Source organism: Streptomyces sp. NPDC101166, from assembly GCF_044768125.1.
GTDB lineage: Bacteria > Actinomycetota > Actinomycetes > Streptomycetales > Streptomycetaceae > Streptomyces.
This window is the reverse complement of record NZ_JBIWPF010000002.1, coordinates 272,384-288,085: the sequence shown is the minus strand read 5'-3', so window position 1 is coordinate 288,085 and position 15,702 is coordinate 272,384. Positions and strand designations below refer to the sequence as shown.

Annotated in this window: 14 protein-coding genes and 1 pseudogene; 9 read left to right on the top strand and 6 right to left on the bottom strand. The window is 73.6% G+C overall.

The annotated features are described in order from the left end of the window. Positions 1-36: 36 nt before the first annotated feature. Entirely contained in the window at positions 37-1,842 is a 1,806-nt protein-coding gene (locus tag ACIRS4_RS05685) for a 3-hydroxyacyl-CoA dehydrogenase family protein (RefSeq protein WP_404190458.1), read from the bottom strand. Positions 1,843-2,265: 423 nt separating this feature from the next. Between ACIRS4_RS05685 and ACIRS4_RS05680 the strand changes: the two genes are divergently transcribed. Beyond that, a complete protein-coding gene (locus tag ACIRS4_RS05680) occupies positions 2,266-2,841 on the top strand; it encodes an adenylosuccinate lyase (protein ID WP_404190455.1) in 576 nt (191 codons plus the stop codon). A 7-nt stretch (positions 2,842-2,848) separates the two neighbouring features. Here ACIRS4_RS05680 and ACIRS4_RS05675 read toward each other — a convergent pair whose 3' ends face one another. From ACIRS4_RS05675 to ACIRS4_RS05660, 4 genes are all read right to left on the bottom strand, one after another. After that, the gene (locus tag ACIRS4_RS05675; protein WP_404190452.1) at positions 2,849-3,382 is read right to left on the bottom strand and encodes a GNAT family N-acetyltransferase; all 534 of its coding nucleotides are present in this window, start codon (positions 3,380-3,382) and stop codon (positions 2,849-2,851) included. Then, a complete protein-coding gene (locus ACIRS4_RS05670; protein ID WP_404190449.1) occupies positions 3,379-3,777 on the bottom strand; it encodes a RidA family protein in 399 nt (132 codons plus the stop codon). The genes ACIRS4_RS05675 and ACIRS4_RS05670 overlap by 4 nt, the downstream gene beginning before the upstream one ends. A gap of 56 nt (positions 3,778-3,833) precedes the next feature. Next, complete coding sequence (locus tag ACIRS4_RS05665; RefSeq protein ID WP_404190446.1) at positions 3,834-5,411, bottom strand: alpha/beta fold hydrolase; 1,578 nt, start codon at positions 5,409-5,411, stop codon at positions 3,834-3,836. Between the two features lie 185 nt (positions 5,412-5,596). After that, positions 5,597-6,640 (bottom strand): Rv2578c family radical SAM protein, encoded by a 1,044-nt coding sequence (locus ACIRS4_RS05660; RefSeq protein ID WP_404190444.1) that lies wholly within the window; start codon positions 6,638-6,640, stop codon positions 5,597-5,599. A gap of 189 nt (positions 6,641-6,829) precedes the next feature. Here ACIRS4_RS05660 and ACIRS4_RS05655 point away from each other — a divergent pair, with 189 nt between their 5' ends. From ACIRS4_RS05655 to ACIRS4_RS05640, 4 genes and pseudogenes are all read left to right on the top strand, one after another. Continuing rightward, on the top strand, positions 6,830-7,273 hold the full coding sequence (locus ACIRS4_RS05655) for an SRPBCC family protein (protein WP_358799020.1): 444 nt from the start codon (positions 6,830-6,832) through the stop codon (positions 7,271-7,273). Positions 7,274-7,511: 238 nt separating this feature from the next. Further along, a pseudogene (locus tag ACIRS4_RS05650) lies at positions 7,512-8,267 on the top strand (PAS sensor protein); the annotation flags it as partial. Positions 8,268-8,342: 75 nt separating this feature from the next. Further along, positions 8,343-9,068, top strand: coding sequence for a class I SAM-dependent methyltransferase (locus ACIRS4_RS05645; protein WP_404190440.1), 726 nt, complete (start codon positions 8,343-8,345; stop codon positions 9,066-9,068). A gap of 101 nt (positions 9,069-9,169) precedes the next feature. Then, positions 9,170-9,511, top strand: coding sequence for a DoxX family protein (locus tag ACIRS4_RS05640; protein ID WP_404190437.1), 342 nt, complete (start codon positions 9,170-9,172; stop codon positions 9,509-9,511). 77 nt (positions 9,512-9,588) lie between these two features. On the opposite strand, the gene ACIRS4_RS05635 is transcribed toward ACIRS4_RS05640, so the two are convergent. Further along, positions 9,589-10,521: a sigma-70 family RNA polymerase sigma factor gene (locus tag ACIRS4_RS05635; RefSeq protein ID WP_404190434.1), complete on the bottom strand. Its 933-nt coding sequence runs from the start codon at positions 10,519-10,521 to the stop codon at positions 9,589-9,591. 111 nt (positions 10,522-10,632) lie between these two features. Here ACIRS4_RS05635 and ACIRS4_RS05630 point away from each other — a divergent pair, with 111 nt between their 5' ends. Genes ACIRS4_RS05630 through ACIRS4_RS05615 form a run of 4 tightly spaced genes read left to right on the top strand, consistent with a single transcriptional unit; the run spans position 10,633 to position 15,667 of the window. Continuing rightward, positions 10,633-11,466, top strand: a complete 834-nt coding sequence (locus ACIRS4_RS05630) for a M55 family metallopeptidase (RefSeq protein WP_404190432.1) — start codon at positions 10,633-10,635, stop codon at positions 11,464-11,466. 8 nt (positions 11,467-11,474) lie between these two features. After that, entirely contained in the window at positions 11,475-12,779 is a 1,305-nt protein-coding gene (locus ACIRS4_RS05625) for a M20/M25/M40 family metallo-hydrolase (RefSeq protein ID WP_404190430.1), read from the top strand. A 15-nt stretch (positions 12,780-12,794) separates the two neighbouring features. After that, a complete protein-coding gene (locus ACIRS4_RS05620; RefSeq protein ID WP_404190427.1) occupies positions 12,795-14,747 on the top strand; it encodes a prolyl oligopeptidase family serine peptidase in 1,953 nt (650 codons plus the stop codon). Beyond that, positions 14,744-15,667, top strand: a complete 924-nt coding sequence (locus ACIRS4_RS05615; RefSeq protein ID WP_404190425.1) for an LD-carboxypeptidase — start codon at positions 14,744-14,746, stop codon at positions 15,665-15,667. Before ACIRS4_RS05620 ends, ACIRS4_RS05615 begins: the two co-directional genes overlap by 4 nt. Positions 15,668-15,702: the final 35 nt, after the last annotated feature.

Below are 15,702 nucleotides of genomic sequence, written 5' to 3'. Positions count from 1 at the left end.
CAGTCCTCTCCGGCCCGCGGCCGGTCGCCGGCGCCGTCAGCGACGGGCATATTCGCGGAAGCCGCGGCCGGTCTTGCGGCCGAGGCAGCCCGCGGCCACCAGGTGCTCCAGCAGCGGCGCCGGGGCCAGTCCCGGGTCGCGGAACTCGCGGTGCAGCACCTTCTCGATGGCCAGGGAGACGTCCAGACCGACCACGTCGAGCAGTTCGAAGGGGCCCATCGGGTAGCCGCCGCCCAGCTTCATCGCGGCGTCGATGTCGTCGAGGGTCGCGTAGTGCTCCTCGACCATCTTGATCGCGTTGTTGAGGTACGGGAACAGCAGGGCGTTCACGATGAACCCGGCCCGGTCGCCGCAGTCCACGGCGTGCTTCCTGATCCGGCCGCAGACCTCGTGGACCGTGGCGTGGACGTCCTCGCCGGTCAGCACCGTGCGGACCACCTCGACCAGCTTCATCGCCGGCGCGGGGTTGAAGAAGTGCATGCCGATCACGTCCTGCGGACGCGAGGTGGCGCGGGCCAGCGCGACCACCGGCAGCGAGGACGTCGTCGTGGCGAGGACGGCGCCCGGCTTGCACACCTTGTCCAGCGTCGCGAACAGCTGCCGCTTGACCTCCAGGTCCTCGGCGACGGCCTCGACGGCCAGGTCGACGTCGGCGAAGGCGTCGTAGGAACCGGCCGGGGTGACGCGCTCCAGGGTCTGCGCGGCGGCCTCGGCCGTCAGCCTGCCCTTGTCGACGGAACGGGACAGCGACTTGCCGATCCGCGCCTTGGCGACCTGCGCCTTCTCCTCGCTGCGGGCGGCGAGGACGACGTCGAAGCCCGCCTTGGCGAACACCTCGGCGATGCCGGAGGCCATCGTGCCGGACCCGGCGACGCCCACGGAGCGCACCGCACGGCCGGCGGTCCCGGTGCCGCCGCCCACCGGCGTGAGGGCGTCCTGGACGACGGTCGCGCTGCCCGGGGCCTCGTAGGTGTAGAAGCCCCGGCCCGACTTGCGGCCGGTCAGACCGGCCTCGCTGAGCTGCTTGAGGATGGGGGCGGGGGCGTGCAGGCGGTCGTGGGAGGCGGCGTACATGGCCTCCAGAACCGTGCGCGCGGTGTCGACGCCGATCAGGTCCAGCAGGGCGAGCGGGCCCATCGGCAGGCCGCAGCCCAGCCGCATCGCGGCGTCGATGTCCTCACGGGAGGCGTACCGCGCCTCGTACATCGCGGCGGCCTGGTTGAGGTAGCCGAACAGCAGCCCGTCGGCGACGAACCCGGGGCGGTCGCCGACCGCGACGGGCTCCTTGCCCAGGTCCAGGGCGAGGTTGGTGACGGCGGTGACGGCGGCCGGCGCGGTCAGCACCGAGGAGACGACCTCGACGAGCTTCATCGCCGGGGCGGGGTTGAAGAAGTGCAGGCCGAGGACGCGCTCGGGGCGGGCCGAGTCGGCGGCGAGCCGGGTGACGGACAGCGCGTTGGTGCCGGTGGCGAGAATCGTCTCGGGCCGCACGATCCCGTCGAGCTCCCGGAAGATCTGCTGCTTGACCTCGTACGACTCCGGCGCCACCTCGATGACCAGATCGGCGTCGGCCGCGTCGCGCAGGTCGGTGGAGGTGCGCAGGCGGGCCAGCGCGTCGGCGCGCTCCCGCTCGGTCAGCCGGCCGCGTTCCACGGCGCGGGCGGTGGCGGACTCCAGAGCGGCGACACAACGCGCGGTCTGGGTCTCGTCGACGTCGATGCCGATCACCTCGCGGCCCGCCTTGGCGAGGACTTCGGTGATGCCGGCGCCCATGGTGCCGAGACCGACCACGGCGATCGTGCGGAGGGAGGGCTGAGAGGTGTGGGACAGGGGAGTGGCCATCGCGGGACTCCAGAGATGAGGGTGACGACTGAGAAGCGCGACCGGGTGCGCCGGGGAAGCCGGGCCGAGGGCCGGGCCGTGGCGCACCGGTGCGTGAACAGAGGTGCTGGATGCGGGTGTTGCCGGGCTGTCAGCGCCTGTGAGGGCACTGCGCACACGCCCGGGGCCGTCGCTCGAGACGCGCACACGCCCGAGGAACGGTGATGACCGACCGGCCCTGTCCCGGGACCGGGTCACGCCTGAGGTACCTGTGTACCGAACCGACTGCTCTCTTGGCGGCTGCGTCACCAGGCCACCGCGAGCAGGTTGTGCGAGTGGGTAACTCGCTCGTCTGAGCTTAACCGCCGGGTAACGAGCGCGCCAGACCTCGACTTTGTGACATACGTCCCGACGCCCCGGCCGAGTGGTTCTAAGCTCGCCTCCATGGACGGGGAGTTGCGATCGCTCACGGAACGCTTACGGCAGGAGTCGGGGGGCGCCGCCGCCTTCGAACGGCTCGTGCGCACCGGTGACCACGACGAGCTCGCCGCGGTGCTCACCGCCGCCGGGCAGCCGCTGTGGGCGAGAGAACTGGCCGCGTTCCGGCTGGGGGTCGCCGGCGACCGGCGGGCCTTCGAGGCGCTCGTCCTGCTGCTCAACCACCGGGATCCGCCGCGCTGCGCCGGCGCCGCGCACGCGCTGGCCCGCCTCGGCGACCCCCGCACAGCCCGCGCGGCGGCCACCCTCGCCACCAACGAGTTACGGATCGCCTACGCACTGCAACCGGTCAGGCTGCTGGTGGAGTTGCGCGCCCCCGAGTCCGTGCCCGCGCTGATCACCACCCTGGGACGACGGCTGCGCCCGCACGACCCCTACCGCCGGGTCGCCCTCGCCTGCGTGGAGGGACTGGGCGCCCTCGGCGACACGCGAGCCCGCCCCGTCCTCAACGACGCCCTGGCCCACCCGGCCCTCGCGGCGGCGGCGGCCGGCGCGCTGGCCCGCATCCCCCGGCAGCGGTGAAGCGCGGTCACGGTACGGGAAGCTCCACGACCTTCGTGTACCGGAGTTCGGGGACCTCGATGCCGTCCACCTCGAACGGCTCCTCGGCGCCGTCCGCGTGGAAGCCCGCCCGTTCGTAGAAGCGGCGGGCGGGGGAATTCTCCTTCAGGACCCACAGTCGCGCCAGCCGGCGCCCTTCCGCGGCGCAGCCCCGCAGGGACGCCTCGAGCAGGGCCCTGCCCAGACCCTCGCCGTGGTGCTCGGGGTCCACGTAGATCGCGTACAACTCGCCGTCGTCCGTGCGCACTTCGCCGTCCCGGTACGGCCCGTAGGCGGCCCAGCCGACGACTCGGCCGTCCCGCTCGGCGACCAGGTTGCGCACAGTGCCGTCCCCCTGCGTGAACCAGGCCCGCCGCCGCTCGGCGTCCTCACCCACGTCGAGCGCGTCGAGGTAGGCCTGCGGCATCAGCCCCCGATAGGCGCTCTGCCAGCCCCGGATCCGAACCTCGGAGACCCGCTCGCAGTCGTCGAGCGCCATCGCGCGAACCACCGCGGCGGTCACCCGGACACCACCGCGTAGGCCTCGATCTCCATCAGGAACTCGGGGCGCACCAGAGCGGCGACCTGCACGGCCGACGAGGCCGGGAGCCTGTCGTCGGGTATGTGCGCGGAGCGGGCCGCGCGGATAGCCGGCAGGTGGGCCATGTCCGTGACGAAGTACGTGAGTTTGACGACGTCGTCGAAGCCCGCGCCGGCGGCGGCCAGGCAGCGCCGCAGGTTCTCGAAGACCTGGCGGGCCTGGGCTGCCGGGTCGCCCTCGCCGACCGGGCGGCCGTCCTCGTCGAGGGGGAGCTGGCCGGAGACGGCCACGAACCTGCCCGTGCCCAGCACCACATGCGAGTACTGGGCGGCCGCGGCGACCCCGGCGGGGGCGGGGATCCTTGTCAGATCGCTCATGGGGCCATCCTGGACCATGGGTCAGACGACGCCCCCGACGGGGTGAGCGGGTGGGGTCAGCCGCGGAAGCCGAGCAGGCCGTGCAGGGCGGAACCGCGGGCCGTGCCCGAAGCGGCCTTCGCTGTCAGCGGTTCGGGGTCGGGCTGCGCCGCGCACACCGCGTCCACCCCGCCGACGCCGCGGGGCACGGTGCCATCGGTGAGATAGGCCGCGAGGTGCTTGTCCAGGCAGGCGTTCCCGCTCAGCGTGATGCCGTGGTTGCCGCCGCCCTGCTCGACGACGAGGCTGGACCCGCGCAGCAGTGCGTGGACCGTCGCGCCGCCCTCGTACGGCGTGGCGGCGTCGTCCGTCGCCTGGAACAGCAGGACCGGCGGCAGCTTGCCGTTCATGATGTTCACCGGCCCCAGCGAACGGGTCGGCCAGAACGCGCACGGCGCGTTGTACCAGGCGTTGTTCCAGGTCATGAACGGCGCCTTCCGGTACGCCGTCCAGTTGTCCGCGCGCCACCGGCTCCAGGAGCGCGGCCAGTGGGCGTCACGGCACTGCACCGCGGTGTAGACGCTGTAGCCGTTGTCGCCCGAGGCGTCGACCGCGCCGAGGGTCTCGTACGCCTTGACCAGCGGGCCGGTGTCCTTGCCGTCGGCGTACGCGGCGAAGGCGGCGGCGAGGCGGGGCCAGTAGCCGTTGTAGTAACCGCCGGGCAGGAAGGTGTCCTCCAGCTCGGCGGCGCCCACCTTGCCGCCGGCCGGCCGCTTCGCCAGCGCCGCCCGCATCGCGTACCACTTCGCCTCGATCTTCGCGGGGTCCGTGCCCAGCTTGTACGTGGCGTCGTGCTTCGCGATCCACGCCATCAGGGCGCGGTGGCGGTCGTTGAAGGCGTGATCCTGCGCCAGATTGTCCTCGTACCACACGCCGGTGGGGTCGACGATCGAGTCGAGGACCAGCCGCCGCACCCGCTGCGGGTAGAGCTTGGCGTAGACCGCGCCCAGGTAAGTGCCGTACGAGTAGCCGAAGTAGTTCAGCTTCGGCGCGCCGAGGGCGTCGCGGACGGCGTCCATGTCCCGTACGGCGCTGAGGGTGTCGATGTACGGCAGCAGGCGGCCGTACTTCTTGCCGCAGGCCGCGGCGAAGTCCTCCGCGCGCCGCAGGTCGGCCCGCTCGACCGCCGCCGTCGCCGGCAGCGAGTCCGGGCGGACCGGCTTGAAGTGGCCCGGCACGCAGTTCAGCGCGGGCGTGCTCTTGCCCACCCCGCGCGGGTCGAAGCCGATGACGTCGTACTGGGCGGCGACCGCCTTCGGCAGCGACGAGGCGACGAACCCGGCGAGGGCCAGCCCGCTGCCGCCGGGGCCGCCGGGGTTGACCAGCAGCGGTCCCTGGGACTTCTTCGCGGTGTGCGGGACGCGGGACAGCGCGATCGTGATCTTCTCGCCGTGCGGCCTGGCGTGATCGAGCGGCACCTTCAGGGAAGCGCACTGCAGTGTCGGGGAGTCGGCGGTGCCGCAGGCCTTCCAGGCGATCCGGGCCGCCGGGGCGGTGCGCGCGGGGTGTGTGGGGCTCGCGTCGGCGGGCGCGGCGGTGATCGTCCCGGCCACGACGACGGCGGCGCCGCACAGCACGGCTGCGCGTTTTCTCATGGGTCCTCCCAGGACGGAGGTCGAGGGACCGCGTGGGTCACGGCCCTCGGCGCATCGTCCCGGAAAGAGGGATCACAGAAGCCTGTTCCGGTGATTGTTGACCCGATCGGGTCGCCGGATGCCCTCGAACGCACTCAGTTCGGCGTGATCGGTTGTGGATTCCTTCGGGATCAGTGCGAAAGAGCTCAGATCAGGGTGAGTTGGGTGGGGCCGGACGGCTCCGGCTCCTCGACCGGCTCGGGCGGCCGGATCCGGCGCGGCATCCCCGCGCGCGTGGGACCGATCCCGTACTCCTCGGCCAGATCGTGGACCTGACGGGTGATCCGGCGCTGGTACCACTTCGGCGCGTAGGCCCCTTCGGCGTACAGCCGCTCGTAGCGGCGCACCAGGTGCGGGTGGTGCTGCCCGAGCCAGGCCATGAACCACTCGCGGGCTCCGGGGCGCAGGTGCAGCGCCAGCGGGGTGACGGAGGTCGCGCCGGCCTCCGCGATCGCCCGTACCGTGGACCGCAGTTGGGCCGGCTCGTCGCCGAGGAAGGGGATGACCGGCGCCATCAGCACCCCGCAGCCGATGCCGTGCTCGCTGAGGGTGCGTACGACGTCCAGCCGCCGCTGCGGCGAGGGCGTGCCCGGCTCGACGGTGCGCCACAGCTCGGTGTCGACGAAGCCGACCGACACGGAGACGCCGACCTCGGTCACCTCGGCCGCCTGCCGCAGCAGGTCGAGGTCGCGCAGGATCAGCGTGCCCTTGGTCAGGATCGAGAAGGGGTTGGCCCGCTCGCGCAGCGCGGAGAGGATGCCCGGCATCAGCCGGTAGCGGCCCTCGGCGCGCTGGTAGCAGTCCACGTTGGTGCCCATCGCCACGTGCTCGCCGTGCCAGCGGGGCGAGGCCAGCTGCCGGCGCAGCAGTTCGGGCGCGTTCACCTTGACGACGATCTGGGTGTCGAAGCCGACGCCGGTGTCCAGGTCCAGATAGCTGTGCGTCTTGCGGGCGAAACAGTAGACGCACGCGTGCGTGCAGCCCCGGTAGGGGTTCACCGTCCACTCGAACGGCATGCGGGAGGCGCCCGGCACCCGGTTGAGGATCGAGCGGGCGCGGATCTCGTGGAAGGTGATCCCGCGGAACTCGGGCGTGTCGAACGTCCTGATGGTGACCGCGTCCGCGCCGAACAGGGCGGCTTCCGCCGCGCGGTCGTGGCGGGACTCCACGGTGAGGTTCTCCCAGCGCATGACGCCTCCTCGGTAGCACTGGGCCCACAATAGAACATGTGTTCCCATGATCGTGCGAAGGTGCTTTCCGATCGGCCGGCGACCGCTTCCGGGGCCCCGATTTGGCGGCCGGACAGCGGGGTGGTTGGCTTGCCCCGAAGCTGAGGAAACCCCTGTTCAGCCCTGAGCAACAAGGACCTGGAGGAACCCATGGCGCAGGTCGAAGCCACCACGGAGCGGGTCGTCGCGGCGGACCCGGAGACGGTGTTCGACACGATCGCCGACTACAGCGGCACGCGCGGGAAGCTGCTGCCCGAGCACTTCAGCGAGTACGAGGTGCGCGAGGGCGGCGACGGCGAGGGCACCCTCGTGCACTGGAAGCTCCAGGCCACCAGCAAGCGCGTCCGCGACTGCCTCCTGGAGGTCACCGAGCCCACCGACGGCGAGCTGGTCGAGAAGGACCGCAACTCCTCCATGGTCACCGTCTGGCGCGTCACCCCGGCCGGCGAGGGCAGGTCCCGGGTCGTCGTGACCACCACCTGGACCGGCGCCGGCGGCATCGGCGGCTTCTTCGAGAGGACCTTCGCGCCCAAGGGTCTCGGCCGGATCTACGACGCGATTCTCGCCAACCTCGCCACCGAGGTCGAGAAGTAGGCCACGCCCCACCACGACGGTCAAGGGCCCGGCGGCCCTTGGCCGTCGTGTCGTTCCCGGACCCTGGACCCGGGCGTGACCTGCGGTGACGCGGGCTCCGGCGGCGCGCCGGGCGGGAGGCTTCCCGGGCGGCTCCACAGTGAAACCAATTACAGAAATGACGCACATCGCGAGCGGCCCGCGCCGTACGGTGGTGCCTTCGGAACAGATCTTGCGCAGCTCCGGGAGGGCCTGGGCCATGGACCGCGGCACCGAGAGGCACGCACCTCCCAGCCGTGGCGCCGACGCCGGTCCACCTGACAGCCCTTCGGGCGACTTCACGCAGGGCCCCCCGGACAGGTCCTCGGACGCCGGGCGCGTGCCGCTCGCCGTGGTCGTCGTCGACCGGGGCGGCTTCGTCGCCCACTGGAGCAGCTCCGCCCACGGGCTCTTCGGCGTCGCCGCGGACGAGGCGATCGGCCGTCCCGCGATCGACCTGCTCCCCGTCTCCGGGGCCCTCCCCGAGGTGGACGAGGACCTTCCCTGCGAAGGCCCGGTCTCCCACGCCGAGGACGCCTCCCTCGACGGCGCTCTGAGCCACCCGGCCGCCGGGCGGGCCCGGCTGACCGTGCCCGAGCGAGGCGAGGCGGGGACCAGGGGCCGGGTCGATGTCCTGTGGTGGGCGTACCCGCTCGTCGGCCCGGGGTCCGAGCGGCTGCTCGTGCTGGCCGCCGACGCGGAGAGCCTGGACCGGCGGCGGGAGCCGGACGGGCGGACCGTCGAATGCATCGCCCCCGCCTTCGCGCTGCACACCGACTTCCCCGGCGCCGGGGAACTCGCCCGCCGGCTGCCCGAGATCCTGCCCGGCATGAGCGCCGGCGACAGCACTCGCATCGTCGCGCAGGTCCTCGAACTCGGCTACCCCGTGCTGGAGTTCAGTCGGAACGACCGGGTGCCCGTCACCCCCGACTGGGGTGTCGGGCGGCGCGGGGCACGGGCCGGAGGCCGCGCGCGGTGAGCGCGCCGGACCGGATGCGGGGCACTGAGCGAGGGTGACGTCGAAACGGCGTCGCGCGAAGGGGAGTTGGGCATGAGCGTGACGAGTCGGTACCGGGACTCCTGGGAGGGGTTCTGGCGGGCGGCCCCGACGGCGCCGGGCGGGGTGTTCTGGGACGCGGACCCCGCGGTGACCTCCGCCCACCACCTCGCCTTCTTCGAGCCCCGACTCCGCGACGCCGCCCTGCCGTTGGTCGACCTCGGCTGCGGCAACGGCACCCAGACGCGTTTCCTCGCCGACCGCTTCCCGCGGGTGATCGGCGTCGACCTGTCCGACGCCGCCCTCGATCACGCCCGGCGCGCGGACCCCGCCGGACAGGCCGAGTACCGGCGGCTGGACGCGGCCGCCCAGGGCGAGGCCGAGGCTCTGCACGCCGAACTCGGCGACGTCAACGTCTATATGAGGGGCGTACTGCACCAGTGTGAGCCCGACGACCGCCAGCCGCTCGTGGACGGCATCGCCGCCCTCCTCGGCGAGGCCGGGCGGGCCTTCCTCGTCGAGCTGTCGGAGACGGCCCGGCCTCTCCTCGCAGACCTGGCCGGCGGGCCCGCCGGCCCGCCCCCGAAGCTCGCCCCCGTCCTGAGTCACGGCATCGCCCCCGGCGAGGTCGCCGACGAGGCCGTGCCCGTCTATCTGGCCGTCGCCGGCCTCGCGGTGCTCGCCTCGGGTGAACTCCCTCTCACCACCACCGAGTTCACCCCGGACGGCACCCGGATCGAGCTGCCGTCGAGATGGCTGCTGGCGGGGCGCACGATGTGAGCGGGGTCACAGTGGTCTTGCGCTCCGGTCCTGTCACACCTCCGGGACGCGGCGTGTCAGGGGGGTGAACGAGCACGACACCCCGATGAGGAGCCACTGACATGTCCACTGCCTATGTCGTCGTCACCGTCCTGGGAGCCGTCCTGGCCGGGTTCTCGGCCGCGTCACTGCTGCTCGGCGCCGAGTGGACCGTGAAGCCGCTCGCCGACTACGGCGTGCCGCGTGCCTGGTGGACATGGCTCGGCGTCGCGAAGGCCGCCGGCGCGGCCGGTCTGCTGGCCGGGCTCTTCGTGCCCGTGATCGGCGTGCCGGCCGCGGCGGGCCTGGTCCTGTACTTCCTCGGGGCCGCGGCCACCGTGGCGCGCGCCCGCTGGTTCTCGCACCTGCCGTTCCCGCTGATCTACGGGGCGCCGGCCGCCGCGTCGCTCGTGCTCTGGTTCTGAGCGGCTCCGACCGGAGCTGGACTCAAGGCGCGGTGACCGGGACTCCCCGGCCGCCGCGCACTTCGGTCCGTCCGGTCTCAGCCGTCGAGCACCCCCACCTCGATCCCGGCCAGCCGCTCGCGGTCCGCGACGATCTCGATGCGGGTGATCCCCTCGTCCGTGACCGTGAGCAGCAGGGCCATCCGCAGCCGCCCCTGGGGAGCCATCACCAGGCCGGCGCGGCCGTCCAGCAGCGCGGGGCCGGTGAACCGGGCCCGGCCGGTCGCCGCCATCGCGCCCTGCGCGACCGTACGGGCGCCGACGACCTCGACCGGCTCCGGCGTCGGGACGACGAACCGGTCGGCGGTGAGCACCACGTCCGGATGCAGCAGCGCGAGCAGGGCCTCGAAGTCGCCGCCGCGCGTGGCGGCGAGGAACGCCTCCACCGCCTGCCGTCGCCGGGGGGCGTCGGCGGCGGGCGCGGCCCGCGAGGTGCGGACGCCCGCCGGCTCCCGTGCGCCGGCCGGCGCCGGCGTCGTGCCCCTGACCCGCCGGCGGGCACGGCTGGCGAGCTGCCGGGTCGTCGCCGGGGTGCGGTCGATCAGCGGGGCGATCGCGTCGAACGGCACCGCGAACAGGTCGTGCAGGACGAACGCCAGCCGCTCGTCCGGCCCCAGCGAGTCCAGGACGACGAGCAGCGCCACCCCGACGGAGTCGGCCAGCAGCGCCTCCTCCTCGGGATCGCCGGCGGGCGCGGCGCCGGCCCCGAGGCCGGTCTCCGAGGTCTCCAGCGGCTCCTCGCGCCGCGTCCTGCGCGAGCGCAGCATGTTCAGGCTCACCCGGCCCACCACGGTGGTCAGCCACGCGGTGACGTTCTCCACCTCGCCGAGATCGGCCGCGGACGCCCGCAGCCAGGTCTCCTGGACGGCGTCGTCGGCCTCGGCGAGCGAGCCGAGCATGCGGTGGGCGACGGCCCGCAGTCGCGGCCGGTCCGCCTCGAAGCGTTCCGGCGAGAGTATGCGCCCGGTCATGGCGGGTTCCCCGTTCGTCGTCGAAGGTGAGGTGAGCGGCGTGCGAGGTAGATCAGAGCAGAAACGGACCGGTTAAGCTCGGGGCGTTTGCGGGAGAGGGCGGATGCGGGCATGAAGATCCTGATCAGCGCCGACATGGAAGGCGCCACCGGTGTCACCTGGCCGGCCGACGTGCTGCCGGGGACGCCGCAGTGGGAGCGGTGCCGGGCGCTGTTCACCTCGGACGTCAACGCGGCCGTCCTCGGCTTCTTCGACGGCGGCGCCGACGACGTCCTGATCAACGAGGCCCACTGGACCATGCGCAACCTTCTCCTGGAGCAGCTCGACGAGCGGGCCCAGATGCTCACCGGGCGGCACAAGTCGCTGTCCATGGTGGAGGGCGTCCAGCACGGCGACGTGGACGGCGTCGCCTTCGTCGGCTACCACGCCGGGGCCGGCGCGGAGGGCGTCCTCGCCCACACCTATCTCGCCAACTCGATCACCGGGGTGTGGCTGAACGACGTACGGGCCAGCGAGGGGCTGCTCAACGCGCGCGTGGCCGCCGAGTTCGGGGTACCCGTGGTGCTGGTCACGGGCGACGACGTAGCCTGCGAGGACGCCCTCGGGTACGCGCCCGAGGCGCTGAAGGTGGCGGTCAAGGACCATGTGTCGCGGTACGCGGCCGTGTGCCGGACGCCGGCCCGCACCGCCGCCGACATCCGGGCCGCGGCGAAAGAGGCCGTCCGGCTGGCGGTCCGTCAGGAGCCTTCGCGGGAAGGGCCGTTCACCGTGGCGGTGGAGTTCGACGCCGAACACCTGGCGATGGCCGCCACGGTGGTGCCGGGAGTGGCGCGGATCGGGGAGCGCAAGGTGGCGTACACCAGCGGCACCATGTACGAGGGCATCCGCACGTTCAAGGCGGTCACGACGGTCGTCTCGGCGGCGGTCGAGGAACAATACGGCTGAGGAGCAGCATGGCTGACGCGCAGGCGAGGGACGAGGTCGTGCGGTTCACGTCCGACCTCATCCGCATCGACACCACCAACCGGGGCGGCGGGGACTGCAAGGAGCGGCCCGCCGCCGAGTACGCGGCCGCGCTGCTCGCCGAGACAGGCCTGGAGCCGACGCTGCTGGAGCGCACCCCGGGCCGGACCAACGTCGTCGCACGCGTCGAGGGCTCCGACCCGTCGGCGGATGCGCTGCTGGTCCACGGTCACCTCGACGTGGTGCCCGCCGAGGCGGCGGACTGGAGCGTGCACCCCTTCTCCGGGGAGATCCGCGACGGCGTGGTGTGGGGGCGCGGCGCCGTCGACATGAAGAACATGGACGCGATGATCCTCGCCGTCGTGCGCGCCTGGGCCCGCGAGGGCGTACGGCCCCGGCGTGACGTGGTGATCGCCTTCACCGCCGACGAGGAGGCCAGCGCCGAGGACGGCTCGGGCTTCCTCGCCGACGAGCACGCCCACCTCTTCGAGGGCTGCACGGAGGCCGTCGGCGAGTCCGGCGCGTTCACCTTCCACGACGGCGGCGGCCGGGAGATCTACCCGATCGCGGCGGGGGAGCGCGGCACCGGCTGGCTGAAGCTGACCGCCCGAGGCCGCGCCGGGCACGGCTCCAAGGTCAACCGGGAGAACGCGGTGACCCGCCTGTCCGCCGCGATCACGCGCATCGGCGAGCACGAGTGGCCGCTCAGGCTGACCCCGACCGTGCGGGCCGCGCTGACCGAACTGGCCGCCGTGTACGGCATCGAGGCCCGCCTCGACGACGTGGACGCCCTGCTGGACAAGCTGGGGCCGGCCGCCAAGCTGGTGGAGGCGACCGTCCGCAACAGCGCCAACCCGACCATGCTGGAAGCCGGTTACAAGGTCAACGTGATTCCGGGCGAGGCCGTCGCCTACGTCGACGGACGGTATCTCGCGGGCGGCGAGGACGAATTCTGCGCCACCCTCGACGAACTGACCGGCCCCGACGTGGAATGGGAGTTCCTGCACCGCCAGGTCGCCCTCCAGGCGCCGGTGGACTCGCCGACGTACGCGCGGATGCGCGCCGCCGTGGAGGAGTTCGCGCCGGGGGGACATGTGGTGCCCTACTGCATGTCCGGCGGCACCGACGCCAAGCAGTTCTCGCGGCTCGGGATCACCGGCTACGGGTTCGCGCCGCTCAGGCTGCCGGAGGGGCTGGACTACCAGGCGCTCTTCCACGGCGTCGACGAGCGGGTGCCCGTCGAGGCGCTCCAGTTCGGCGTCGACGTCCTCGACCGCTTCCTGCGCACGGCCTGAGCGGGCGGGGGAGACGTGCAGATCCTGCCGTACGGTTCCTGGCCCTCGCCGCTCGACGCGCGGCTCGCCGCCGCGCACGACGGGCGGCCCGAGTACGTCGGCTTCGTCGGCGACGAGGTGTGGTGGACCGCGCCCCGCCCCGCCGAGGGCGGCCGGCGCACCCTGGTGCGCCGGCGCGCCGACGGCGCCGAGGAGTCGGTGCTGCCCGCGCCGTGGAACGTGCGCAGCCGGGTGCTGGAGTACGGCGGGCAGCCCTGGGCCGGTGTGCTCCACGAGGACCGGCCGCTGGTGGTGTTCGCGCACTTCGCCGACCAGCGGCTGTACGTCTGGCGGCCGGGCGGCGAGCCCCGGCCGCTGACCCCGCTGTCGCCCGTGGGCGGCGGACTGCGCTGGGCCGAGCCGCAGTTGCTGCTCGACCGGGGCGAAGTCTGGTGTGTGCTGGAGGAGTTCACCGGTGACGGGCCCACCGACGTGCGCCGGGTCCTGGCCGCCGTGCCGCTGGACGGATCGGCCGCCGGGGACCGGACCGCCGTACGCGAACTCACCGACGACCACCGGAGGTTCGTCACCGGGGCGCGCATCTCGCCGAACGGGCGACAGGCCGCGTGGCTGGCCTGGGACCATCCACGGATGCCGTGGGACGGCACGGACGTCGTCGTGGCCGGGATCGGGGCGGACGGCGGGCTCGACGACGCCCGGGTGGTCGCGGGCGGGCCCGAGGAGTCGGTCGCCCAGGTCGACTGGTCCTCGGACGGCCGCCTGCTCTACACCAGCGACCGCTCCGGCTGGTGGAACGTCTACCGCGACCACCAGCCCGTCTGCCCGCGCGAGGAGGAGTTCGCCGGGCCGCTGTGGAAGCTCGGCCACCGCTGGTTCGCGCCGCTTCCCGGCGGTCTCCTCGCCGTCGTGCACGGCCGGGGCGCCGCCGCGCTCGGCGTCCTCGACCCGGAGAGCGGCGAGGTCGTCGACGTGGCCGGCCCGTGGACGGAGTTCGCCTCCACCCTCGCCGTGCACGGAGAACGCGTCGTCGCCGTCGGCGCCAGCCCGCGCAGCGCCTACGAGGTGGTGGAGCTCGACACCCGCACCGGCCGGGCCCGGGTGATCGGCGCGCCGCACGACGACACCGTGGACCCCGCCTACTACCCCGAACCGCAGCTGCGCACCTTCACCGGACCCGACGGCCGCGACGTCCACGCGCACGTGTACCCGCCGCACAACCCCGGGTGCGTCGCCCCCGGCGCCGAGCTGCCGCCCTACGTCATCCGGGCGCACGGCGGGCCCACCGACCGTTCCCCGCTCGTACTGGACCTGGAGACCGCCTACTTCACCTCCCGGGGCATCGGCGTCGCCGAGGTCGACTACGGCGGGTCGAGCGGCTACGGACGGGAGTACCGCGACCGGCTGCGCGAACAGTGGGGCGTGGTCGACGTCGAGGACTGCGCGGCCGTCGCCCTCGCCCTCGCCGACGAGGGCACCGCCGACCGGGACCGGCTGGCGATCCGCGGCGGCAGCGCGGGCGGCTGGACCGCCGCCGTCTCGCTCACCGGCGCCGGCGTCTACGCCTGCGGCACCATCGTCTACCCCGTCCTGGACCTCGCGGCCTGGGCGACCGGCGGCACCCACGACTTCGAGTCCCGCTACCTCGACACCCTCGTCGGACCGCTCGACGAGGTGCCCGCCCGGTACGCCGAACGCTCGCCCGTCGAGCACGCCGACCGGATCCGCGCGCCGTTCCTGCTGCTCCAGGGCCTCGACGACGTGATCTGCCCGCCCGCCCAGGCCGAACGCCTCCTGTCCCGCATCGCCGGCCGCGGCGTCCCGCACGCCTACCTCGCCTTCGAGGGGGAGGGGCACGGGTTCCGGCGGGCGGAGACCATGGTGCGGGCCCTGGAGGCCGAGCTCTCGCTGTACGCTCAGGTGTTCGGGCTGCGTCCGCCCGGTATCCCGACCCTGGAGCTCACGCGGTGAACGACCTCGTACGCCCTTCCCGGCTCGCCCCCGGCGCCCGGGTGGCGGTCGTGGCCCCCAGCGGACCGGTGGCCGAGGAGCGGCTTCAGGCCGGTCTCGACGTCCTGCGCGGCTGGGACCTCGACCCGGTGGCCGCGCCCCACGTCCTCGACCGGCACCGCACGCTCGGCCACCTCGCGGGCGAGGACGCCGACCGGGCCGCCGACCTCCAGCGCGCCTGGTGCGACCCTGCCGTCGACGCCGTGCTGTGCGCACGCGGCGGCTACGGCGCGCAGCGCCTCGTCGACCTGCTCGACTGGGACGCGATGCGGGCGGCCGGCCCCAAGGTGTTCATCGGCTTCAGCGACAGCACCGCCCTGCACGAGGCGTTCGCCGTCCGTCTGGGCCTGGTCACCTTGTACGGCCCCGTCGCCGCCGGCGTCGACTTCATCAAGAACTCCCGTGCCCAGGACCACCTCAGGGCCACCCTGTTCGCCCCGGAGAGCGTCCGCGTCCTCGCCTCCACCGGCGCCGCCCTCGCCCCCGGCCGGGCCCGGGGCGTCACCCTGGGCGGCTGTCTCACCCTCCTCGCCACCGGCTACGGCACCCCGCACACCCGCTCCGGCGCGCGCGGCGGACTGCTCCTGCTGGAGGACGTGGGGGAGCCGCCGTACCGTCTCGACCGGGCCCTCACCCAACTGCTGCGCACCGGCTGGCTCGACGGCGTCGCCGGCGTCGCCCTCGGCTCCTGGCAGGCCTGCGGCCCCTACGAGGAGCTGCGCCCCGTCCTCGCCGACCGGCTGGGCGGGCTCGGGGTGCCCGTCGTGGAGGAGCTGGGCTTCGGGCACTGCGAGGGGGCGCTGACCGTGCCGTTCGGCGTGAGCGCCGAGCTGGACGCCGACGCCGGGACGCTGACCCTGGACGCGCCCGCGCTGATCTGACCCGCGCGCCCGCGCCGTGTCACCCGGAGGCAGGA